This is a genomic window from Streptomyces chartreusis NRRL 3882 (assembly GCF_900236475.1).
Classification (GTDB): Bacteria; Actinomycetota; Actinomycetes; order Streptomycetales; family Streptomycetaceae; genus Streptomyces; species Streptomyces chartreusis_D.
Genome location: NZ_LT963352.1, coordinates 7,810,794 through 7,834,490, shown reverse-complemented (window position 1 = coordinate 7,834,490; position 23,697 = coordinate 7,810,794). Strand labels below are relative to the sequence as shown.

Here is a 23,697-nt window from a genome sequence, read left to right as displayed (position 1 = left end):
TGGAGAATGTGGAGCATGAGCGTGTCCAACCTGAAACCGACGCAAGGGACCGGCGAGCATCCGGGGAAGATCAGCCAGCGGGAGCGCAAGAAGGCCAAGACCCGGGCAGCCATCCAGCAGGAGGCCCTGCGGCTGTTCCGGGACCAGGGCTACGAGGCGACGACGATCGAGCAGATCGCCGAGGCCGCCGAGGTCTCGGCGAGCACCGTGTTCCGCTACTTCGCCACCAAGGAGGACCTGGTCGTCTCCGACGACGAGACGTTCTTCGTACAGGCCTTCCGCGCGCAGCCGCCCGAGCTGCCCCCCGTCCAGGCCATGCGCCGCGCCCTGTACAGCACTCTGGAGGGCCTCTCGGCCACGGAGATGAGCACCCAGCGCGACCGCGACATCCTGATGGTGACCGTGCCCGAGCTGTGGTCGGCGAGTCTGGGCAACGTGAAGCAGACGCTGCGGACCCTCGCCGAGCTGGTCGCGGAGCGCACCGGGGCCGGTCCTTCGGACGCTCCGGTGCGGGCGCTGAGCGGCGCGATCTTCGGGATCATGATGGACGTCATGCTGCGCTGGGCCAACCAGCCGGAGCTGGACCCCGCTGCCGAACTGGACCGGCTGCTGGCCTGCCTGGAGGACGGGTTCCAGGAGCCCGGGGCCTGAGCCTCGCGCCGGGGCGGAGCACGAAGACCCCGGGTGCGGTGACGATGCCATGGCGTCGCCGCACCCGGGGTCTTCGCTTCGCTTCGGCCGGCCGGTGCGGTCAACTCCCCGCGCGGCCGGCGCGGGTCAGTCGTCGCCGAGCTCCTTGTCGATGAGGCCGAAGATGTCCTCGTCCGACACCGAGTCGACGGACACCGTGTCGAGCGACACCGCGTCGGGGGACGCGGAACCGAGCGGCACCGAGGCCGGGTCGTCGCCGTAGGCCGAACGCCGCCAGTTCCACAGCAGCGTCTCCAGCCGGCCGGTGATCTCGTCCCGGTCGTCGGTGTCCGCGAGCGTACCGAGGAGTTGCTCGAGGCGGTGGATCTCCCCCAGCGCCGGGGCGGCCTCCTCCGCCTGCTGCGGCTGGAGCCGACCGAGCAGGAACTCGGCGAGCGCGCCGAGCGTCGGATGGTCGAACACGAGGGTCGTCGGCAGACTCAGACCGGTGGCCGCGGCCAGCCGGTTGCGGAGTTCCACTCCGGTGAGGGAGTCGAACCCGAGGTCACCGAAGGGCAGTTCGCGGTCGAACTCGGCCACCGTGGTGTGCCCGAGAACCGCTGCCACCTCGGTGCAGAGTGCCTCGAACAGCACCGCGGGCCCTCGAGCCGCGGACGTCTCGGCGACCAGACGCGCCAGCGGCGCCGGCCCCTGCTCGGCCGCCGGTTCCTCCTCGGCCCGCCGCGCCTCGGGGATCTCCGCGATCAGCGGCCGGGGCCGGGCCGCGTGGTACGTCTCGGCGAACCGCTGCCAGTCCAGGTCGGCGACGGCCACGAACGTCTCGTCGTGCCGCACGGCCTGGTGCAGCGCGGCCAGCCCCGTCTCGGGGTCCAGGGTGCGCATGCCGCTGCGGCCCAGCCACTCGACGGCCTCCTCGTCACCAGCCATCCCACTGCCCGCCCAAGCTCCCCAGGCCACGGCCGTGGCGGGCAGGCCGTGGGCGCGGCGATGCTCGGCGAGGGCGTCGAGGTAGGCGTTGGCCGCCGCGTAACCGGCCTGCCGGGTGCCGCCCCACACGCCCGCGTTCGAGGAGTAGAGGACGAACAGGTCGAGTGGCGTGTCAGCGGTCAGTTCGTGCAGGTTCACCGCGCCGGCGACCTTGCCCGCGAACACCTCCGCGATCCCCGGCAGGTCCGATTCCAGCAGGGCGGCTCCGCTGCCGAGCGCGCCCGCGGTGTGCACGACGGTGGTCAGCGGGTGCTCGGCCGGGATGCCGGCGAGCAGCTCTGCGAGCGCGGCCCGGTCGGAGACGTCGCAGGCGGCGATCGTCACCTCGGCCCCCGTCGCGGTCAGTTCGTCCCGCAGTTCACGGGCACCTGGAGCCTCCGGCCCACTGCGGCTGACCAGCAGCAGATGCGCCGCGCCGTGGCCGGCGAGCCACCGGGCCGCGTGCCCGCCGAGCGCACCGGTGCCGCCGGTGACCAGCGCGGTGCCCGTCGGCCGCCAGTCGCGCACCGGTGCCGCCCCGCCCAGCGGGGCGCGCACCAGCCGGCGGGCCAGGACGCCATCGCCACGGACGGCGACCTGGTCCTCGTCGCCGATACCGGCCAGAGCGGCGGCGAGCCGCTCCCCTGCCCGGTCGTCGAGTGCCGGGGGCACATCGATCAGACCGGCCCAGCGCTTGGGCTCCTCCAGAGCGGCGACCCGGCTGAGTCCCCACACCGGGGCCTGCTCCGGCCGCACCGGCCCGTCGTCGTCCGTCGCCCGCACGGCCCCGCTCGTCACCGACCACAGCCGGGCGTCGATCCCCGTCTCGGCCAGCGTCTGGATCAGCAGCACGGTGCCCGCCACACCGGCCGGCAGCTCGGGATGCGCGGGCACGGGCGCCTCGCACAGCCCCAGCAGCGACACCACTCCCGCGATCTCGGGCGTACCGGTGGCCGCGTCGCGCAGCGCCGCCCTCAGGGCGTCCCGGGCCTCGCCGCTCCCGGCGTCCACCGCGAGCCGGCGCACCTCGCCGCCGTGGCGGGTGATGGCCCGGACGCACCCGGACACCGGCTCCGCGTCGTCCAGCCCGGCGGGGACGACGACGAGCCAGGTCCCGGACAGCTCCGGCGTGCCGACGGCAACGGGCTTCCAGTCGATCCGGTACCGCCGGGCATCGAGCCGACCGCTCTGCCGCTGACGTCGTCGCCAGGACGACAGCGCGGGCAGTACCGCCCCCGCCGCGGAACGGCCGTCGTCGTCCAGCCCGACGAGCGCACTGAGCTGCCCCACGTCCTGGCTCTCCACCAGGTCCCAGAACTCCCGCTCCACGGGGTCGCCGGGCGCGGCCGTCTCCTGCTCCAGCCAGTAGGGGGTGTGGTCGAAGGCGTACGTCGGCAACTCGACAGCAGGCACCGGCGGCAGGATCGCCCGCCAGTCGACCTCCACACCCTGCTCCCACAAGCGCCCCGCCGCCCCCAACACCGACGCACACTCACCCCGGCCCTTACGCAACAACGGCACCAGCACAACCTCACCGTCGCCGACACACTCCCGCGCCATCGCCGTCAGCCCACCACCCGGCCCCACCTCCACAAACGCACCCACACCAGCCCGCACCGCCTCACCCACAGCAGCAGCGAACAACACCGGCTCACGCACCTGACGCACCCAATACTCCGGCCGCCCCAACTCACCCGGACCCGCCACCCGCCCCAACAACGTCGACACGACCCCGAACCGGGCCTCACCGAACCCCAGCCCCTCCACCACCGACCGGAACTCATCCAGCATCGGATCCATCCGCGCCGAATGAAACGCATGCGAAACCCGCAACCGCCGCGTCCTGAACCCCCGCTCCTCACACGCCGCAACCACCACCCCAACCGCATCCGCATCCCCCGACACCACCGTCGAGGCCGGACCATTCACCGCCGCCACCGCCACCCCGGCACCAGCAGCCACCACCAACGGCTCCACCACCTCCACCCCGGCAGCCACCGACACCATCGCCCCACCCACAGGCAGCCCCTGCATCAACCGACCCCGAGCCGCCACCAACACACACGCATCCTCAACCGACAACACCCCCGCCACATGCGCCGCAGCAATCTCACCCACCGAATGCCCCACCACCACATCCGGCACCACACCCCACGACTCCACCAAACGAAACAGCCCCACCTCCAACACGAACAACGCCGCCTGAGCCCACACCGTCTGATCCAACAAACCCTCAACACCACCCAGCCCGAACATCACCTCCCGGACCGAACCACCCACCAACCCGTCCAACACCCCACACAACTCATCAACCACCCCCGCGAACAACGACGACCCCTCATACAAATCCCGCCCCATCCCCGCCCACTGAGCCCCCTGACCCGCGAACAACAACCCCACCCGCACACCCTCACGAGCCACCACACCCCCCTCACCAACCACCGACTCCAACCCCGCAACCAACTCCCCCACCGAACCACCCACCACAGCAAGCCGACGCCGCAACCCAGCACGACCCACCAGCCCAGCAGCCACCCCAGCCACATCCACACCCGGCCGCTCACCCACGAACGACACCAACCGCTCCACCTGACCCCGCAAACCACCCACACTGGCCGCCGACACCACCCACGGCACCAACCCCGAACCACCATCCACCACCGGCACGACAGGCTGGTCCACACACTCCTCGGCCGGAGCCTCCTCCACGATCACGTGGGAATTCGTGCCGCTGATCCCGAAGGAGGACACGCCGGCGCGGCGGACCCGCTCGCCACGCGGCCACGCCACACCCTCCGAGAGCAGGGAGACGTCACCGTCGTTCCAGTCGATCATCGGGGTGGGGTCGCCGGCATACAGCGACGGAGGCAGCATGTCGTTGCGCAGTGCCATGACCGTCTTGATGACACCGGCGACACCCGCGGCGGCCTGCGCATGGCCGATGTTGGACTTCACCGATCCCAGCCACAACGGACGCCCTTCCGGGCGGTCCTTGCCGTACGTGGCGATCAGCGCCTGCGCCTCGATCGGATCACCCAGCTTCGTCCCGGTCCCGTGCGCCTCCACCGCGTCGACGTCCTGGGGCTGGAGGCCGGCGTTCTCCAGCGCGGCCTTGATCACCCGCTGCTGCGACGGCCCGTTCGGCGCCGTCAGCCTACTGCTCGCGCCGTCCTGGTTGACCGCCGAGCCACGTACGACGCCGAGGATCCGGTGCCCGTTGCGCCGCGCGTCCGACAACCGCTCCACCGCCAGCACGCCCACACCCTCGCCGGCACTGAAACCGTCGGCCGAGGCGGAGAACGCCTTGCAGCGCCCGTCCTGTGCCAGGGCCCGCTGGCGCGAGAGCTCGATGATCCCGGTCGGGCTGGCGACGACGGTGACGCCGCCCGCGAGCGCGAGGGAGCACTCGCCCTGCCGCAGCGCCTGCACCGCCAGATGGAGTGCCACCAGGGACGAGGAGCAGGCCGTGTCCACCGTCACCGACGGCCCCTCCAGGCCGAGGAAGTACGAGACGCGCCCCGAGAGCACGCTCAGCGTGTTGCCGGTGAGCGAGTAGCCCTCGACGCTGTCCGGGACGCGGTTGAGATCAGAGATGTACGCGGACGTGGCGCCGCCGATGAACACGCCCGTGCTGCTGCCCCGCAGTTGCTCCGCCTTGAGCCCGGCCCGCTCCAGCGCCTCCCACGACACCTCCAGCAGCAACCGCTGCTGCGGATCCATCGCCAACGCCTCACGCGGCGAGATCCCGAAGAACTCCGCGTCGAAACCGGCCACGTCGTCCAGGAACCCGCCGCGGCGGGCGTATGCCTTCCCCGACGCGTCGGGGTCCGGGTCGTAAAGGTCCTCCGGCCAGCCCCGGTCCGCCGGGAACTCCGACGTCGCGTCCACACCGTCGGCGACGACGCGCCACAGGTCTTCCGGGGAAGCGACTCCGCCAGGAAAGCGGCACGCCATACCGACGATCGCGATCGGCTCCCGGGCCGCCTCCGCCAGGCGGTTGTTCTCGCGCTGGAGTCGCTCGTTCTGCTTCATCGATGCCCGGAGCGCACGCACAACGGAATCGTTCGATGCCGCCATTCTGAAACCTGCCTTCAGAGTCGAATCAAGAGTCTTCCGCGAGCGCCGCCTGGACCAGGTCGTCGACGTCCATGTCGTCGATGGCGCTCTGTTCCTCCGTGTCGTCCGCACCGTCCGCGGAGCCCAGTCCGGTGAGAACCATCAGCGGTTCGAAGAGACCGGCGTCCCGCAGCTGGGCCAGGGAGAGACCCGCGATCGCCCGGCGGATGTCCTCCTCACCCGGGACATCGGTCACGTCCGTGCCTTCGGGGCCGTCGGCGGTGGTGAGTTGGGGCAGCAGGTGCTCCGTGAGGGCCGCCGGGCTGGGGTGGTCGAAGACGGTGGTGGCGGGCAGGGTCAGGCCTGTGCTGGTGGAGAGCCGGTTGCGCAGCTCGACGGCGGTGAGGGAGTCGAGTCCTTGTTCCATGAAGCCTCGGTGGGCGTCGATGGCCTCCAGGCCGGGCAGGGCCAGGATGGTCGCCGTGTGGCGGCGGATGTGGTCCAGCAGGGCGTTGAACCGCTGGGCGGGCGGCAGCGGGCCGAGCTGCTGTGCCAACTGCGGCCCCTGCTCGACGGAGGCAGCCGACCGCCGATGCGTGCTCAGCCGCTGCCACACCGGGTGCGGTGGGATGTGCTGCGTGTTCAGCGGCGACACCATCAGCAACGGATGCGGCGGTGTGCCGACGGCGTCGAACAGCTCCAGCGCCTCGGGGGTCGACATCGGGCTCAGTGCACTCCGTGCCAGCCGTGCTTTGTCTTGGTCGTCGAGGTGGCTGGTCATGCCGCTGGTTTGTTGCCAGAGGCCCCAGGCGAGGCTGGTGGCGGGTTGGTTGTGGTGGCGGCGGTGGTGGGCGAGGGCGTCGAGGTAGGTGTTGGCGGTGCTGTAGTTGGCTTGGCCGGGGCTGCCGAGGATGCTGCCGGCGGAGGAGAAGAGGAGGAAGACGGCGGGGTCGTGGGGGAGGGTGTGGTGGTGGAGGTGGTGGGCGGTGGTGGCTTTGGAGGTCAGGACGGTGGTGAGTTGGTGGGGGGTGAGGTGGGTGAGGGTGGCGTCGTCGAGGTGGCCGGTGGCGTGGATGACGGCGGTCAGGGGGTGTTCGGTGGGGATGTCGGCGAGGGTTTTGGCCAGGGCGTGGGGGTCGGTGAGGTCGCAGGCGGTGATGGTGGCCTGGGCGCCGGTTTGGGTCAGGTCGTGGTGGAGGGCGGGGGCGGTGGGGGCGTTGGGTCCTTGGCGGCTGAGGAGGAGGAAGTGGCGCATGTGGTGGTGGTGGGCGAGGTGGCGGGCGATGAGGCCGCCGAGGGTGCCGGTGCCGCCGGTGATCAGGACGGTGCCGTGGGGGTTGACCGGGCGGGGGATGCGGATGACGTTCTTGCCGGTGTGACGGGCCTGGCTCATGTGGCGCAGGGCCTGGGGCAGTCGGGCGAGGTCCCACTCGGTGCGGGGCAGGGGGGTGAGCGCCTGGTGGGTGAAGAGGGTGAGCAGGTGGTGGAGCATTTCGCCGGTGCGGGTCGGGCCTGCTTCTTTGAGGTCGAAGGCGCGGTAGGTGATGCCGGGGTGGGTGGCGGTGATCTGCTGGGGGGTGCGGATGTCGGTCTTGCCCATTTCGATGTAGCGGCCGCCGCGGGGGGTGAGCAGGCGCAGGGAGGCGTCGACGAACTCGCCGGACAGGGAGCCCAGGACGATGTCCATGCCACTGCCGCCGGTGTGGTTGAGGTATTGCTCGGCGAAGTCGGTGGTGCGTGAGGAGGCGATGCGTTCTTCGGGGATGCCCAATGCTGTGAGGGTGTGCCATTTGGCGGGGCTGGCGGTGGTGTAGACGTCGGCGCCGAAGTGGCGGGCGAGCTGGGTGGCGGCCATGCCGACTCCGCCGGCGGCGGCGTGGATGAGGACGCGTTGGCCGGGCTGGATCTGTGCCAGGTCGTGCAGGGCGTAGTAGGCGGTCAGGAACACGGCGGGCACGGAGGCGGCCTGTTCGAAGGACCAGCCCGCCGGGATGGGGGCGAGCATGCGTTCGTCGGCGATGGTGCGCACGGCGAACGCGGCCGGGAACGCGCCCAGTACCCGGTCACCGACGGCGAAGCGTGACACACCGGGCCCGGTTTCGGTGACCACTCCGGCGCCCTCGGCGCCCAGCCCGTCCGCGCTGTCGACCATGCCGAGCGCGACGGCGACGTCGTAGAAGTTCAGTCCGGCCGCGCGGACCTCGATGCGGACCTCGCCCGGTTTCAGGGGGCGGGTGGCCGCATCGTGCGGGGTCTTGGCCAGCGCGTCCAGGGAACCGGTGCCCTGCGTGGTGACACGCCAGGTGTCACCCGCACCGAAACCACTCACTCCCGCCAGGAACCCGCCCGTGAGCGCCCGCACCAGCCTGGGCGCGTGGAGCTGTCCATCCCGCCAGGCCAGCTGCGGCTCACCGGACACCGACAGGGCCTTCAGCAGGGCATCCGTGTCTGCGTGTTGGTGGGGGTCGAGGTCGAGGAGGGTGAAACGGTCGGGGTGCTCACTCTGGGCGGTGCGAACCATGCCCCAGATCCCGGAAGCTGCCAGGTCCACCACGTCCGCGCCCGCATCCGGGCCCACACCGGTGTCGACGGCCACAGCGCCCCGGGTCACGACGGCCAGCCTCGCCCGGGCCAGCCGGTCCTCGGCCAGCCACGCCTGCAACGCCGCAAGCACCGCAGTGCTGACTTCGGTCACGTCCCGGTCCCGGCCCGAGACCGGCAACACCACCACCTGCACGGAGGCGGGAACGTCTTCCAGGTCCGTGACGGCCGGCAGACCCCAGGTGTCTGCCTCGCCGCTGTCCTGGGGCCTCCACACGATGGTGTCGGCGGGCTGGGGTGTGTCGGGTGTGGGCAGGGCGGGCCAGGACAGGGCGAACAGTCCACGCGCCGCAGCCGTCGAAGTCGAGGAGGGCTGCAGTTCCGCCGGGTCCAGGCGGCGGGCGGTCAACTGCTCGACCACCGCGAGGGGTTCACCGGCCACGTCGTAGAGGTCCATCCGCACACTGCCCTCACCCAGCGGGGTGATCCGCACCCGGGCGCGGGTCGCGCCGGTGGCCAGCAGACGCACACCGTTCCAGGCGAACGGCAGCCACACCCCGTCCTGGTCCAGCACCTTACTGAACTGCAGCAGATGCGCGGCCGCGTCACACAAGGCCGGATGCAGCCCGAACCGGGCCGCCTCCTGCACTACCGATTCCGGTAATGCGATCTCCCCGTAGACCGTGTCCCCCAGCCGCCAGGCCGCCCGCACACCCTGGAACACCGGCCCATAGCCATAACCCCGCTCAGCCAACTCCCCATACAAGCCGCTGACATCAATCACCCCAGCACCCACCGGCGGCCAGACACCGACAGGCGGCACCTCAGGCGTGCTGTCCTGCGCGATCACGGCCTGCGCGTGCTGGGCCCACACCGCATCCGTCCCGGCCGGGCGGGAGTACACCACGACCTGACGCCTACCGTCGTCCCCGGCCGGTTCGATGACGATCTGGAGATCCGCCTGGCCGGTGTCGGGCAGTACGAGCGGAGCCTGGACGACCAGCTCCTCGATCACCTGGCAGCCGACCTCGTCAGCGGCCCGCAACACCAGATCCATGAACCCGGTGCCGGGGAAGAGGACCTGCCCGGACACGGCATGGTCGTCCAACCAACGCTGCCGGGAACGGGACAGCCGCCCGCACAGCACCACTGCGCCGCCGGCGGCTACCTCGACCACTGCCGAAATCAGGCCGTGCTCGACAACGCCCAGCCCCACACCGGAAACATCTCCCGTGCTTTCCGTGCGTTCCAGCCAGAACCGTGACCGGTCGAAGGCATACGTCGGCAGTTCCACCGGTTGGGTTTCGGGCAGCAGCACGGGCCAGGTGATGTCCACGCCGGTGGTCCACAAGCTGCCCGCGCTGGTCAGGAACCGGCGCAGACCACCGTCATCACGCCGCAGGGTCCCCGAGACCGCCACCTGCGCACCCGGCACCGTCTCCAGCGTCTGCTCCACACCCGGGACGAGCACCGGATGGGCGCTGCACTCCACCAGGGCGGTGAACCCGTCCTGCGCCAGCCTGCGCACGGCCTGCTCGAACTCCACCCGCCCACGCAGGTTGGCATACCAGTAGCCGCCGTCCATCTCCGGGCCCGCCAGCACCTCACCCGTCAGCGTCGAGTACACAGGAACCCGCCCCGCACGCGGCGCGACACCCGCCAAAGCCGCCTCGATCCGCTTACGGACCTGCTCGACATGCACCGAGTGCGAGGCATAGTCGACATCGATACGCCGAGCCCGCACCCCGCCGGCGACGAGTCCCGCCACCAGGCCGGCGACCTCCTCCGCGCCGCCGGAGACCACCGTGGAGGCAGGGCCGTTGACCGCCGCCACACTCACCGACTCCAGCTGCGCGATGCGCTCCTCGACCTCGGCCCGGCCCAGCGCCACCGAGGCCATCGCCCCCTGCCCGCAGATCTCCACCAGCGCCTGGGAACGGGCCACCACCACCCGCAGCGCGTCCTCCAGGCAGAGCACCCCGGCCACATGCGCGGCAGCGATCTCCCCCTGCGAATGACCCACCACCGCCGAGGGCACCACGCCCACCGACTCCCACAGACGGGCCAGAGCGACCATCACGGTGAACATCACCGGCTGCACCACATCCACCCGGTCGAACCCGGGCGCCCCCGCCGCACCTTGCAGCACATCCACCACCGACCAGCCCGCCAGCTCCTCCACCACAGCCGAACACTCACCCACGGCCTCGGCGAAGACATCACTGCACCCCAGCAGCTCCACCCCCATCCCCACCCACTGCCACCCCTGCCCCGGAAACACGAACGCCACCTTCGACTCAGGCCCAGCCACACCTTGGGCAGCCCCAGCCGACAGATCACCGGACAGGAAGGACTCCAGCCCCTCCACCAACTCCCCCGCCGACTCGCCCACTACGGCAAGCCGATGCCGCAAGCCCGCACGCCCCGCCAACGCTCCCGCCACGGCCCCGACATCGACACCCGGCCGCCCGTCCAGGAACGACACCAACCGTTCCACCTGCCCGCGCAGGCCACCCGGGCCGGCACCCGAGACCACCCACGGCACCAAGCGCGAACCACCGTCCGCCACCGGCTCGACAGCGGACTCCTCGGCCGCCGGAGCCTCCTCCACGATCACGTGCGCATTCGTGCCGCTCACCCCGAACGACGACACACCCGCCCGACGCACCCGCTCACCACGCGGCCACGCCACACCCTCCGAAAGCAACGACACCGACCCGGCCGACCAGTCCACCATCGGCGTCGGATCACCCGCATGCAGCGACGGCGGCAGCGCCTCGTTCCGCAGTGCCATGACCATCTTGATGACACCGGCGACACCCGCAGCGGCGACGGAGTGGCCGATGTTGGACTTCATCGATCCCAGCCACAACGGACGCCCCTCCGGGCGGTCCTTGCCGTACGTGGCGATCAGCGCCTGCGCCTCGATCGGGTCACCCAGCTTCGTCCCGGTCCCGTGCGCCTCCACCGCGTCCACGTCCGCCGTGCCCAGCCCCGCGTTCTCCAGCGCGGCCCGGATCACCCGCTGCTGCGACGGCCCGTTCGGCGCCGTCAGCCCGCTGCTCGCGCCGTCCTGGTTGACCGCGGAACCCCGCACCACACCCAGCACCCGGTGCCCGTTGCGCCGCGCGTCCGACAACCGCTCGAACATGAGGAGGCCGACGCCCTCCGCCCAGGTCGTGCCGTCGGCCGAGGCCGCGAACGGCTTGCAGCGGCCCTCGGGGGACAGTGCGCGCTGGCGGGAGAAGTCGATGAATCCACCCGGGCTGGCGATCACGGTGACACCGCCGGCCATGGCGAGGGAGCACTCGCCCTGCCGCAGCGCCTGGACCGCCAGGTGCAAGGCCACCAGCGACGACGAACACGCCGTGTCCACCGACACCGACGGCCCCTCGAAACCGAACGTGTACGACACCCGCCCGGACAGCACACTGAGGGTGTTGCCGGTCTGGGCGTAGCCCTCGATGGTCTCCGGTACGCGGTCCATGTCGGCGACGTACGCGGACGCCGTGGCGCCGACGAAGACGCCGGTGCGGCTGCCCCGCAGGTCCTCCGCCTTCAGCCCGGCCCGCTCCAGCGCCTCCCACGACACCTCCAGCAGCAACCGCTGCTGCGGATCCATCGCCAACGCCTCACGACGCGAGATCCCGAAGAACTCCGCGTCAAAACCGGCCACGTCGTCCAGGAACCCGCCCCGCCGCACATACGACTTCCCCGACGCCTCCGGATCCGGGTCGTACAAGTCCTCCGGCCAGCCCCGGTCCGCCGGGAACTCCGACGTCGCGTCCACACCGTCGGCCACCAGCCGCCACAGATCCTCCGGCGAAGCCACACCCCCCGGATAACGGCACGCCATACCCACGATCGCGATCGGCTCGTCGGCGGCGCCGCGAGTGACGGTGTCGTCGGTGTCGAGGTCGCCGCTCGTGCCGAGGGTCTCCGCCAGCACGAACGCGGCGAGGGCGGTGGGTGTGGGGTGGTCGAAGATCAGTGTGGCGGGCAGTTGCAGCCCGGTGTCGGCGGCGAGGCGGTTGCGGAACTCGACGGCGGTGAGCGAGTCGAACCCGGCGTCCATCAGGCCGCGTTGCGGGTCGATGTGCGCGGGTGATCCGTGACCGAGGACGGCGGCCACGTGCCGGCGCACGAGGTCCACGACGAAGCGGTTGCGCTCCTCCGCGCCCAGGTCGAGAAGCTGTCGTGCGAGTGTCCTGCTGCCGGTGTTGTCGCCGTCGTTCGCGGAGCGGCGGCGCGCGGGTGTGCGGAACAGGTCGTGCCAGAGCGGGGACAGTACGCCGGCCGCGGCGCGTGCCCGCAGGGCCGACGCGTCGATCTTCGAGGCGACGAGTTGGGCGGCCTCGACGGTCCGTGCCGCGTCGAACAGCGCGAGCCCTTCGGATGCGGGGAGGGGGACGGCCCCCTCTCGTGCGAGGCGTATCGCGTCCGCGTCCGTCAGCGGGCGGGCGGACGGGCCCTGTGGTGTCCACGCGCCCCACACCAGCGACAGGGCGTTCAGTCCCTGTGCCCGGCGGTGGTGGGCGAGGGCGTCGAGGAAGGCGGCCGCGGCGGCGAGGCCGGTGTGTCCGGAGCTGCCCACCGTGCCCGCGGCGGACGAGAACAGCACGAACGCCGACAGGTCGAGGTCGCGGGTGAGGTGGTGCAGGTTCAGCGCACCGGCGACACGGGCCCGGAGCGCGGTGTGCAGGTCCTGCGGCTCCACGTCGGCCAGCACGCCGTTGCGGGTGACACCGGCCGCGTGCACGACAGTGGTCAGCGCGTGTTCGGCCGGGATGCCCGCGAGCAGTTCGGCGAGCTCGGCGCGGTCGGTGACGTCGCAGGCGGCGATCCGCACCTCGGCGCCCAACGCCGTGAGCTCCTCGCGGAGTTCGGCCGCGCCGGGCGCCTTTGGCCCGCGGCGTCCGACGAGCAGCAGGTGCCGGGCCCGGTGGGTCGAGACCAGATGGCGGGCCACGAGCCGGCCGAGCATGCCGGTGCCGCCGGTGATCAGCACGGTGCCGTCCGGGTCGGGCACGGATCCGGGGGTGGCGGAGCTCCGGGTGCGGCACAGACGGGGCGCGAGGAACGTCTCGCCGCGCAGCGCGAGCTGCGGTTCGCCGGTCCGGGCGGCCCTCGTCACCAGGTCCGCCAGATCGCTCCCGGCCGACTTCGGGTCGACGTCGAGGTCGAGGAGCAGGAACCGGTCGGGGTGCTCGCTCTGCGCGGTCCGCATCATGCCCCAGGCCACCGAGGCGGCCAGGTCGGTCACATCCGGCCGGATCCCCTCGGTGTCCTCGCCCGCGGCCACGGCTCCGTGGGTCACGACGGCGAGGCGACGGGCGGCGTTGCGCTCGTCCGCGAGCCACCGTTGCAGCGCGACGAGCAGCCGCTCCGCGACCGCCCCGGTCGCGGGCTCGGTGTCCCCGTCCCCGGCGGTGCCGCCGAGGACGGGCAGGACCACGATGCCGGCGTCCTGCCCGGCGGCTCCTGCCGAGTCGCTGTCCATGAAGGGGAGTTCGGTGGCTCCGCCGTCCAGGGCGGGCAGTACGACGGTGCCGCCCGCCGGGGCAGGTGCTTCGGCGGTGTCGGTCGGTCCGGGGACGGACCGGCCCGTGGGCAGGCCGGTGGTGGTGGCGGTCCCCACCGGCGTCCAGGTCAGGGAGAAGAGGCCGTCGGCGTCTTCGGTGGCCGCGCCGGTCAGTTCGTCCGCGGTCGTGCGGCGGACGGCCATGCGCTCGATGACGGCGACGGGCTCGCCGACCGAGTCCGCCAGCTCTACCCGGGCGGTCTCCGTACCCGTGGGGCGCACCCGCAACCGCAGGCGGGTGGCTCCTGTGGCGCGCAGGGTGACGCCATGCCAGGAGAACGGCACCAGTGCGCCGTCCCCGGAGCCGCGCCGGGCCGGTTCGGTGAGCCGTACCGCGTGCGCCGCCGCTTCCCACAGGGCCGGGTGCAGGCCGAACCGGTCGGTGTCGCCGGTCGCGGCCTGCGGCAGCTCCGCCTCGGCCAGCACCTCGTCACCAAGCCGCCAGGCACGCCGGAGGCACTGGAAGACCGGCCCGTACGCGTACCCCTCGGCCCGCAGGTCCTCGTACCGGGCGTCGATGTCGAGGGGTGATGCGCCGTCGGGCGGCCAGGCGGCGGCCGGGGCCGTGCCGGGTTCTTCCGTCTCGGTGTCCGGGGCGACGGTGGCATGGGCGTGGCGGGTCCACGTTTCGCTGTCCACCGGCCGCGCGTAGACGGCGACCCCGCGCCGCTGGTCTCCGTCCGCCGCGTCGACGACGACCTGGAGGTCCACCGCGAGGCCTGGGGGGACCAACAGCGGTTCTCGGAGGGTGAGTTCGTCGATGCGCGGGCAGCCCACCTCGTCGGCGGCGCGGACCACCAACTCGACGAACCCGCTGCCCGGAAATACCATCCGCTCCCCGACGGAGTGATCCGTCAGCCAGCCGTGGGACGCGGCCGAGAGCCGACCGGACAACACGACCGAGTCACCGGCGGCGACCTCGACCGCGACGGACACCAGGCCGTGCCCGACCTCACGCAGGCCGACGCCCGAGACGTCGACTCCGTTCTTGTTCCGTTCCAGCCAGTAGGGGGTGTGGTCGAAGGCGTACGTCGGCAACTCGACAGCAGGCACCGGCGGCAGGATCGCCCGCCAGTCGAACTCCACACCCTGCTCCCACAACCGCCCCGCCGCCCCCAACACCGACGCACACTCACCCCGCCCCTTACGCAACAACGGCACCAGCACAACCTCACCGTCGCCGACACACTCCCGCGCCATCGCCGTCAGCCCACCACCCGGCCCCACCTCCACAAACGCACCCACACCAGCCCGCACCGCCTCACCCACAGCAGCAGCGAACAACACCGGCTCACGCACCTGACGCACCCAATACTCCGGCCGCCCCAACTCACCCGGACCCGCCACCCGCCCCAACAACGTCGACACGACCCCGAACCGGGCCTCACCGAACCCCAGCCCCTCCACCACCGACCGGAACTCATCCAGCATCGGATCCATCCGCGCCGAATGAAACGCATGCGAAACCCGCAACCGCCGCGTCCTGAACCCCCGCTCCTCACACGCCGCAACCACCACCCCAACCGCATCCGCATCCCCCGACACCACCGTCGAGGCCGGACCATTCACCGCCGCCACCGCCACCCCGGCACCAGCAGCCACCACCAACGGCTCCACCACCTCCACCCCGGCAGCCACCGACACCATCGCCCCACCCACAGGCAGCCCCTGCATCAACCGACCCCGAGCAGCCACCAACACACACGCATCCTCAACCGACAACACCCCCGCCACATGCGCCGCAGCAATCTCACCCACCGAATGCCCCACCACCACATCCGGCACCACACCCCACGACTCCACCAAACGAAACAGCCCCACCTCCAACACGAACAACGCCGCCTGAGCCCACACCGTCTGATCCAACAAACCCTCAACACCACCCAGCCCGAACATCACCTCCCGGACCGAACCACCCACCAACCCGTCCAACACCCCACACAACTCATCAACCACCCCCGCGAACAACGACGACCCCTCATACAACTCCCGGCCCATCCCCGCCCACTGAGCCCCCTGACCCGCGAACAACAACCCCACCCGCACACCCTCACGAGCCACCACACCCCCCTCACCAACCACCGACTCCAACCCCGCAACCAACTCCCCCACCGACTCGCCAACTACCGCAAGCCGATGCCGCAAGCCCGCACGCCCCGCCAACGCTCCCGCCACGGCCCCGACATCGACACCCGGCCGCCCGTCCAGGAACGACACCAACCGTTCCACCTGCCCGCGCAGGCCACCCGGGCCGGCACCCGAGACCACCCACGGCACCAAGCGCGAACCACCGTCCACCACCGGCTCGACAGCGGACTCCTCGGCCGCCGGAGCCTCCTCCACGATCACGTGCGCATTCGTGCCGCTCACCCCGAACGACGACACACCCGCCCGACGCACCCGCTCACCACGCGGCCACGCCACACCCTCCGAAAGCAACGACACCGACCCGGCCGACCAGTCCACCATCGGCGTCGGATCACCCGCATGCAGCGACGGCGGCAGCGCCTCGTTCCGCAGTGCCGTCACCATCTTGATGACACCCGCCACACCGGCCGAGGCCTGCGCATGGCCTATGTTCGACTTCACCGACCCCAGCCACAACGGGCTGTCCTGCGAACGGTCCTTGCCGTACATGGCGATCAGCGCCTGCGCCTCGATCGGATCACCCAGCTTCGTGCCCGTTCCATGCGCCTCTACCGCGTCGACGTCCTGGGGCTGGAGGCCGGCGTTCTCCAGCGCGGCCTTGATCACCCGCTGCTGCGACGGCCCGTTGGGCACCGTCAGCCCGCTGCTCGCGCCGTCCTGGTTGACCGCGGAACCCCGCACCACGCCCAGCACCCGGTGCCCGTTGCGCCGGGCGTCCGACAACCGCTCCACCGCCAGCACGCCCACGCCCTCGGCCCAGCTCGTGCCGTCGGCCGCGGCGGAGAACGGCTTGCAGCGCCCGTCCTCGGCGAGGCCCCGCTGCCGGGAGAACTCGATGAACGCCGTCGGCCCGGTGATCACGGTGACGCCGCCGGCGAGCGCGAGGGAGCACTCGCCCTGCCGCAGCGCCTGCACCGCCAGATGGAGTGCCACCAGGGACGAGGAGCAGGCCGTGTCCACCGTCACCGACGGCCCCTCCAGGCCCAGGAAGTACGAGACGCGCCCCGAGAGCACGCTGGCGTGGTTTCCGGTGAGGGTGTAGCCCTCGACGGTGTCCGGTACCTGATCGAGTTCGGGTACGTACGCGGACGTCGAGGCACCGATGAACACGCCGGTGCGGCTCCCCCGAAGGTCCTCCGCCTTCAGCCCGGCCCGCTCCAGCACCTCCCACGACACCTCCAGCAGCAACCGCTGCTGCGGATCCATCGCCAACGCCTCACGCGGCGAGATCCCGAAGAACTCCGCGTCGAAACCGGCCACGTCGTCCAGGAACCCGCCCCGCCGCACATACGACTTCCCCGACACGTCGGGGTCCGGGTCGTAAAGGTCCTCCGGCCAGCCCCGGTCCGTCGGGAACTCCGACGTCGCGTCTGCGCCGTCGGCCACCAGTCGCCACAATTCCTCGGGGGAGGAGACTCCGCCCGGATAACGGCACGCCATACCGACGATCGCGATCGGTTCCCGCATGTTCGACTCGACCTCGGAAAGGCGCCGGCGCGTCTCATGCAGATCCGCTGTCACTCGCCGCAGGTAGTCAACGACTTTCCGCTCGTCCGTCATGAGGTTCAATCCCTTCCGACCCCGAACCGATCTGGCGCGGGAGCCTGAAAACGGCAGCCCAATAAGCCGTCCTCCGGCTCTCGGCATCCCGATCCTCGGCAGGGAGGGCGATAACGGACAACCCCTGGCACCCCCCTAAGCACCGGTGATGAACGGGGCAGGGGTGCGGGTTCCGGTAATGCGTGTCCGGCACGACTTGACGGATCCGCAGGAGCTTCGTTGACCTGCACGGAAATGCCTCGCGACGATTCCGGCGGCCGGATTTCGAGGCACCGGGACGGAGCGTTCGCATGAACGGCACCATGGAGATCTGCATCGTCGGCGCGGGCCCGCGTGGATTGTCCGTGCTGGAGCGGCTGTGCGCGAACGAGCGGGTGGCGCCGTCCTCGTCCACCGTGCTGGTCCACCTCGTCGACCCCTGGCCGCCGGGCGCCGGGCGGGTGTGGCGCCCGGCGCAGTCCCGCCATCTGCTGATGAACACGGTGGCGTCGCAGGTGACGATCTATTCCGACGACAGCACCCGGATCGATGGACCCGTCGAGCCCGGTCCCAGTCTGTACGACTGGGCGAAGCAGCTGGCGCTGCTGGGGCCGCTGGCCGGCCGGGGCGGTCACGACGAGGAGACGCTGCGGGAGGCGAAGTCGCTGGGCCCGGACTCCTATCCGACGCGGGCCTTCTACGGCCACTACCTCAACGACTGCTTCGAGCGGATCGTGGCCGGTGCTCCTCCGCACGTCACCGTGCGGGTGCACGCCTCCCAGGCGGTGGCGATGGCCGACACGCACGGCGTCCCGGGCGGGCCGCAGGGTGTGCGGCTGGCGTGCGGCACCCGGTTGAACAGTCTGGACGCCATCGTGCTGGCACAGGGGCATGTGCCGTGCCGGCTCACACCGCGTCAGGAGCGCACCGCGACCCTGGCCCGCATCCACTATCTGACGTATGTGCCCCCGGCCAACCCTGCGGACGTCGACCTGAGCGGCATCGGGCCGGGCAGTCCGGTGCTGCTGCGCGGGCTGGGGCTCAACTTCTTCGACTACATGGCCCTGTTCACCCTGGGCCGGGGAGGTTCCTTCCACGAGGAGGCCGGCCGGCTGGTGTACCGGCGGTCCGGGCAGGAGCCGGTGATGTACGCGCACTCACGGCGCGGGGTGCCGTACCACGCGCGCGGCGAGAACCAGAAGGGCCCGTTCGGGCGCCACCGGCCGCGGCTGCTGACGGCCGAGTACGCCACGGCACTGCGCGCCCGGGGTGAGGACGGGGAGCGGGTGCACTTCGGCACCGATCTGTGGCCGCTGATCTGCCGGGAGGTGGAGGGCGTCTACTACGGCACGCTGCTGGAGGCCTGCGGCCGCGGCGGCGAACGGGGGGCGTTCGAGGAACGGTTCCTGGCCGTCCCGGCGGACGGTGAGACGTCGCCGCTGCTCGACGAGTTCGGTATCGCCGTGGCGGACCGGTGGGACTGGGAGCGGATCGCGCAGCCGTGCCGCGGCAAGCGGTTCGGGGACCGTGCGGAGTTCCGCGCCTGGCTGCTGGACCACCTGCGCGACGACCTCGACGCGGCGCGGAGCGGGAACGTGAGGGGTCCGCTGAAGGCGGCGTTGGACGTGCTGCGGGACCTGCGCAACGAGATACGGCTGGCCGTGGACCACGGGGGTCTGGAGGGCAACTCGCACCGGGACGATCTGGAGGGGTGGTACACGCCGCTCAACGCGTTCCTGTCCATCGGTCCGCCGGCCTCCCGGATCGCGGAGATGATCGCGCTGATCGAGGCGGGGCTGCTGGAACTGACCGGCCCGGGAACGGAGGTCCGCTTCGACACGGCCGATCCGTCGTTCGTCGCGGAGTCGGCGTCGGTGCCGGGGCCGCCGGTCCGGAGCCGGGCGCTGATCGAGGCCCGGCTTCCCGAGCCGGACCTGCGCCGCACCGACGATCCGCTGCTGCGGCATCTGCTGGCCACGGAGCAGGTCGGGCCGTACCGGATCCGCTCCGGCTGCGGTGCCACGTACGAGACGGGCGGGCTGGCGGTGACCGAGCGGCCGTATCACCTGCTGGACGCGCGCGGCAGGCCGCATCCGCGGCGGTTCGCGTTCGGGGTGCCGACGGAGTCGGTGCACTGGGTGACCGCGGCTGGGGTCCGGCCGGGGGTCGACTCGGTGACGATCGGCGACTCGGACGCCATCGCGCGGGCGATCACGGGGCTGCCGCCGGTGGCGCATGTGCCGGCCACGGTACGCCGGACGATGACGGACACGGACCTGACCGGGGTGATCGTGTGACCGGGCCGCAGGACGGGGTCGGTGATCCGCTGCTGGACGCCGGCCTGCTCTCCCCGGTGCGGGCCGGCACACCGGCCGAGGCTGCCGTGTCCGATGTGGCGTGGCTCCAGGCCATGCTGGACGCCGAGGCAGCGTTGGCGCGGGCGCAGGCCGCTCTGGGGCTGGTGCCGCGGGCCGCCGCCGAGACCATCAGCCGGCTGGCCCGTGCCGAGCTCCTGGACGTGCGGGCCCTGGCGCTGGCGGCGCGGGATACGGCCAACCCGGTGGTCGGTGTGGTGCAGGCGCTGAGCGGGGTGGTGGGGCGGGAGGACCCCGCCGCGGCCGAGTACGTGCACCGGGGTTCGACCAGTCAGGACGTGCTGGACACGGGCGCCATGCTGGTGGCCTGCCGGACGCTGCGCGTCATCCGGGGCGACCTGGCGCGGGCGGCGGGGTCGCTGGCGGATCTGGCCGGGGCGCACCGTGACACGCTGATGGCGGGCCGGACGCTGACGATGCACGCGGTGCCGACGACGTTCGGGGTGAAGGCCGCGGGCTGGCGTCAGCTGCTCCTGGACGCGGACCACCGGCTGGAGCTGGTGCTGGAGACGCTCCCGGTGTCGCTCGGCGGCTCGGCGGGGACGTTGGCCGGCTACGTCGAGTACGCCCGGATCGACGGCCGTACGGCCGTCGGCTCCGAGGGGACCACGGGCAAGGAGCGGGGCGCGGACCTCGATGTCGCGCGGTACGTGGCCGAGTTGGCGGAGGCGTTTGCCGCGGAGACGGGGCTGTCGGCCGGTCCGGCGCTGCCCTGGCACGCGCTGCGCAGTCCGATCGCGGACCTCGCGGCGGCACTGGCGTTCACGGCGGGCGCGCTCGGCAAGATGGCGGTGGACGTGCAGTCGCTGACGCGCACGGAGGTGGGCGAGGTGGCCGAACCGTCCGTGGCGGGGCGCGGGGTCTCCTCGGCGATGCCGCAGAAGCGGAACCCGGTGCTGGCGACGCTCGTGCGCAGTGCCGCGCTCCAGGTGCCGGTCCTGGCGGCCGGCCTGACGCAGTGCCTGGTCGCGGAGGACGAGCGGTCGGCGGGGGCGTGGCACGCGGAGTGGCAGTTGCTGCGGGAGTGCCTGCGGCTGACGGGCGGTGCGGCGCACACCGCGGTGGAGCTGGCGGCGGGGCTGGAGGTCCGGCCGGAGCGGATGCGGCAGAACGTGGCGCTCATCGGCAGCGCGCTGGTGTCGGAGCGCCTGGCGGCGGCTCTGGCGCCGAGGCTCGGCAAGGCGACCGCGAAGCGGCTGCTGAGCGCCGCGACCGAGGTGGCTTCCGGGTCGGGACGCCCGCTGCCGGACGTGCTGGCGGAACTGCCGGAGCTGGCCGGGGCGTTCACCGCCGAGGAGTTCGTGCGGTTGTGCGACCCGGCCGACTACACGGGTGCGGCCGGGGCCCTGGTGGACCGGGCACTGGCCCGGTAGTCCGGCGGCGCGCTCAGCGTGGCGCGACGGCGGACTCGGTCAGCCGCTCGCGGATGAGGCGGATCACGTCCGGTGCGTGGTCGACGAGGAAGAAGTGGCCGCCGGGGTACCGCTCCATCTCGAAGGCGCCCTGGGTGTGGTCGCTCCAGGCGCGTACCTCGTCATGGCTCGCCTTGGGGTCGTCGTCTCCGGTCAGCGCGGTGACGGGGCTGCGGAGCCGGTGGTCCGTCGCGCACACGTAGGTCTCCGCCGCGCGGTAGTCGTTCCGCACGGCCGGCAGGACCATCCGCATCAACTCGTCGTCGCCGAAGACCCGTTGGTCGGTGCCGCTGAGCCTGCGCAGTTCGGCGATGATCCCGGCGTCGTCGCGCTGGTGCACCTGCTCGTCCCGGTGGCACGAGGGTGCGCGGCGCCCCGAGACGAAGACCCGCTCGGCGACCCGCCCGGCCTGCTCCAGCCGGACGGCGACCTCGAAGGCCAGGGTGGCGCCCATGCTGTGCCCGAACAGGGCGAAGGGGCGGTCCACCGCGCCCGTCACGGCCCGGCACACATGGTCCGCGAGGCCGCCGATGCTGTCGATCATGGGCTCGTGGTGCCGGTCCTGGCGCCCCGGGTACTGGACGGCAAGCACCTCGACACGGGGGTTCAGCGCCTGGGCCACCGGCCGGAAGAAGGACGCCGAACCACCCGCGTGCGGCAGACAGACCAGTTGCACGGGGGCGTCGGGGCTCGGAAAGAAGCGCCGTATCCACGGATCGGTGGCGGTCATGTGGCCTTCCTGTTCTGTCGCGCGGGACAACGGCGACGACGGCGACCCGGGCGGCCGCCGCCGTCTTCTCTGTGCTGGGCCGTGCTCACTCGGCTGGTTTGGTGGCTCCCGTCCAGACGAAGACACGCAGGCGCACGCCGTCGTGCACCTCCCATTCTGAGGTCGGCACGAAATGCTCGTACCGGTTTCCGACATAGAACTTCAGCCTGTCGTCGGGGTCCGAAACATGCCGGAAGCGCTCGTCCTCGGCGAGGTAGGGCGAGGGACAGCCTCGGAGAACCACATTCGGCTGGGCAACGCTCATGCGGGGAACTCCTCTCGGCGTCTGCTGCCATCTGCCACCGGGCGGCGACGATCGCACAGCGCCTTGCCACACGTGGAATTCGGACAGAATGCGGCCTGCATTCCCCGTCAGCGTATTTCCGGGCGACCATTGCCGGACACCCCTATAGCCCCCTACACATGGGCGGACGGACACTGGAGAACCGGGTATACGGACCGGCTCCGTACCGCCTTGTCGCCACCTGGAGGGATCCCATGACCGACTCGCCCGCCCCCGAACCCCAGGTTCTGCCGACGACCGCCCCCACGGGACGTGTCGAACTGACGCCCGCCGCCGAGGACCTGCTGCGGCGGCTGACCGGGACGCACGGGCCGGTGATGTTCCACCAGTCCGGCGGCTGCTGCGACGGCAGCGCCCCGATGTGCTACCCGCGCGGCGAGTTCCGGGTCGGTGCCTCGGACGTCCTGCTGGGGCACGTGAGCGGGGACACCCCGTTCTGGATGAGCGCGGACCAGTACACGTACTGGTCGCACACCCACCTCACCGTGGACGTGGTCCCTGGACGTGGCAGCGGCTTCTCCCTGGAGGCCCCGGAGGGCGTCCGCTTCCTGCTCCGCTCCCGCCTCCTCACCGACGAGGAGCTGCACCGCATCGAGTCGGAACCGCCCCTGCCGACCGGGGCGGACCAGGTCGCCCAGGGCCTGTCGGACAGGCCCTAGGGCGCGCCCGTGTCGCACACCGACGGCAGCGCCCGCCCGAACCCCGTCAGGTGCAGCGCGTCCAGCCGGTGGGTGTACGCGGACCAGCCGGCGGCCGTCGCCAGGCGCGGACCGCACGACGGCAGGGCCCGGGCCCGTTCCGTGTCGTCGAGCGCGGCCAGCAGCTGTGTGGTGATGCGGTCGAGGGCCGGGCGGACCTCCTTGGCCAGGTCGGGCCGCTCGGTGGGGCGCTCGGCGGGGTGCGCGTCCCAGCGGGCGTACAGGCCGCGCTGCACCAGCTTGTTCGCCTCGATCTGGTCCCGGAACACGGCGGCCACGGCGTCCGGGGCGAGGCCGAGGCCCACCGCCCGGGCGCGGACGTCGTCCAGGATCCGCGCCTCGCGCTCCGGGTCGTCGATCGGCGTGTCCGTGCCGTACTTGGCGGCGGCGACCTTGTCGGCCAGCAGCAGCCGCTGGGCCAGCAGTTCGGTCACCGACGACAGACTTGATGCCACGCCGTTTGCGGCGGTCGTGTGACGTACGGGAGCGGGCCGCTCGGCGGCGGTGGCCGGGCCGGCCGTACCGAGGGCCAGGGTCGCCGCGGTCGTCAGGGTGCTGAGGAGAGTGAGGGTGGACCGGAGAGGTCGAGGGGGCACAGGGGTGTCCTTCCGTGGGGGCGAAGCGCCGGACCGCGGCGCTGTCCGGCAACCTACCGAT

9 protein-coding genes are annotated in these 23,697 nt (G+C 71.9%); 4 read left to right on the top strand and 5 right to left on the bottom strand.

The annotated features are described in order from the left end of the window. Window positions 1-15 precede the first annotated feature (15 nt). Window positions 16-651 carry a TetR/AcrR family transcriptional regulator gene (locus SCNRRL3882_RS35520; protein WP_010048991.1) on the top strand — a complete coding sequence of 212 codons (636 nt, stop codon included), beginning with the start codon at window positions 16-18 and terminating at the stop codon, window positions 649-651. Window positions 652-777: 126 nt separating this feature from the next. On the opposite strand, the gene SCNRRL3882_RS35515 is transcribed toward SCNRRL3882_RS35520, so the two are convergent. Together SCNRRL3882_RS35515 and SCNRRL3882_RS41995 are read right to left on the bottom strand one after the other, a co-directional pair. Then, window positions 778-5,694: a type I polyketide synthase gene (locus SCNRRL3882_RS35515; RefSeq protein WP_173937328.1), complete on the bottom strand. Its 4,917-nt coding sequence runs from the start codon at window positions 5,692-5,694 to the stop codon at window positions 778-780. A gap of 25 nt (window positions 5,695-5,719) precedes the next feature. After that, window positions 5,720-17,464, bottom strand: coding sequence for an SDR family NAD(P)-dependent oxidoreductase (locus tag SCNRRL3882_RS41995; RefSeq protein ID WP_420031203.1), 11,745 nt, complete (start codon window positions 17,462-17,464; stop codon window positions 5,720-5,722). A gap of 329 nt (window positions 17,465-17,793) precedes the next feature. On the opposite strand from SCNRRL3882_RS41995, the gene SCNRRL3882_RS35480 reads away from it, so the two are divergent. Both SCNRRL3882_RS35480 and SCNRRL3882_RS35475 read left to right on the top strand, forming a co-directional pair. Next, window positions 17,794-19,779 carry an FAD/NAD(P)-binding protein gene (locus SCNRRL3882_RS35480; protein WP_010048685.1) on the top strand — a complete coding sequence of 662 codons (1,986 nt, stop codon included), beginning with the start codon at window positions 17,794-17,796 and terminating at the stop codon, window positions 19,777-19,779. Then, on the top strand, window positions 19,776-21,230 hold the full coding sequence (locus tag SCNRRL3882_RS35475) for a lyase family protein (RefSeq protein ID WP_010048687.1): 1,455 nt from the start codon (window positions 19,776-19,778) through the stop codon (window positions 21,228-21,230). Before SCNRRL3882_RS35480 ends, SCNRRL3882_RS35475 begins: the two co-directional genes overlap by 4 nt. A gap of 13 nt (window positions 21,231-21,243) precedes the next feature. Here the strand turns inward: SCNRRL3882_RS35475 and SCNRRL3882_RS35470 are convergent, their stop codons facing one another. Together SCNRRL3882_RS35470 and SCNRRL3882_RS35465 are read right to left on the bottom strand one after the other, a co-directional pair. After that, entirely contained in the window at window positions 21,244-21,999 is a 756-nt protein-coding gene (locus SCNRRL3882_RS35470; RefSeq protein WP_010048689.1) for a thioesterase II family protein, read from the bottom strand. An 85-nt stretch (window positions 22,000-22,084) separates the two neighbouring features. Next, complete coding sequence (locus SCNRRL3882_RS35465; RefSeq protein WP_010048691.1) at window positions 22,085-22,303, bottom strand: DUF5988 family protein; 219 nt, start codon at window positions 22,301-22,303, stop codon at window positions 22,085-22,087. 233 nt (window positions 22,304-22,536) lie between these two features. Here SCNRRL3882_RS35465 and SCNRRL3882_RS35460 point away from each other — a divergent pair, with 233 nt between their 5' ends. Next, complete coding sequence (locus tag SCNRRL3882_RS35460; RefSeq protein WP_010048692.1) at window positions 22,537-23,001, top strand: DUF779 domain-containing protein; 465 nt, start codon at window positions 22,537-22,539, stop codon at window positions 22,999-23,001. On the opposite strand, the gene SCNRRL3882_RS35455 is transcribed toward SCNRRL3882_RS35460, so the two are convergent. Then, entirely contained in the window at window positions 22,998-23,636 is a 639-nt protein-coding gene (locus SCNRRL3882_RS35455) for a chorismate mutase (RefSeq protein ID WP_010048693.1), read from the bottom strand. The two genes, SCNRRL3882_RS35460 and SCNRRL3882_RS35455, sit on opposite strands and share 4 nt — an antisense overlap. Window positions 23,637-23,697 lie beyond the last annotated feature (61 nt).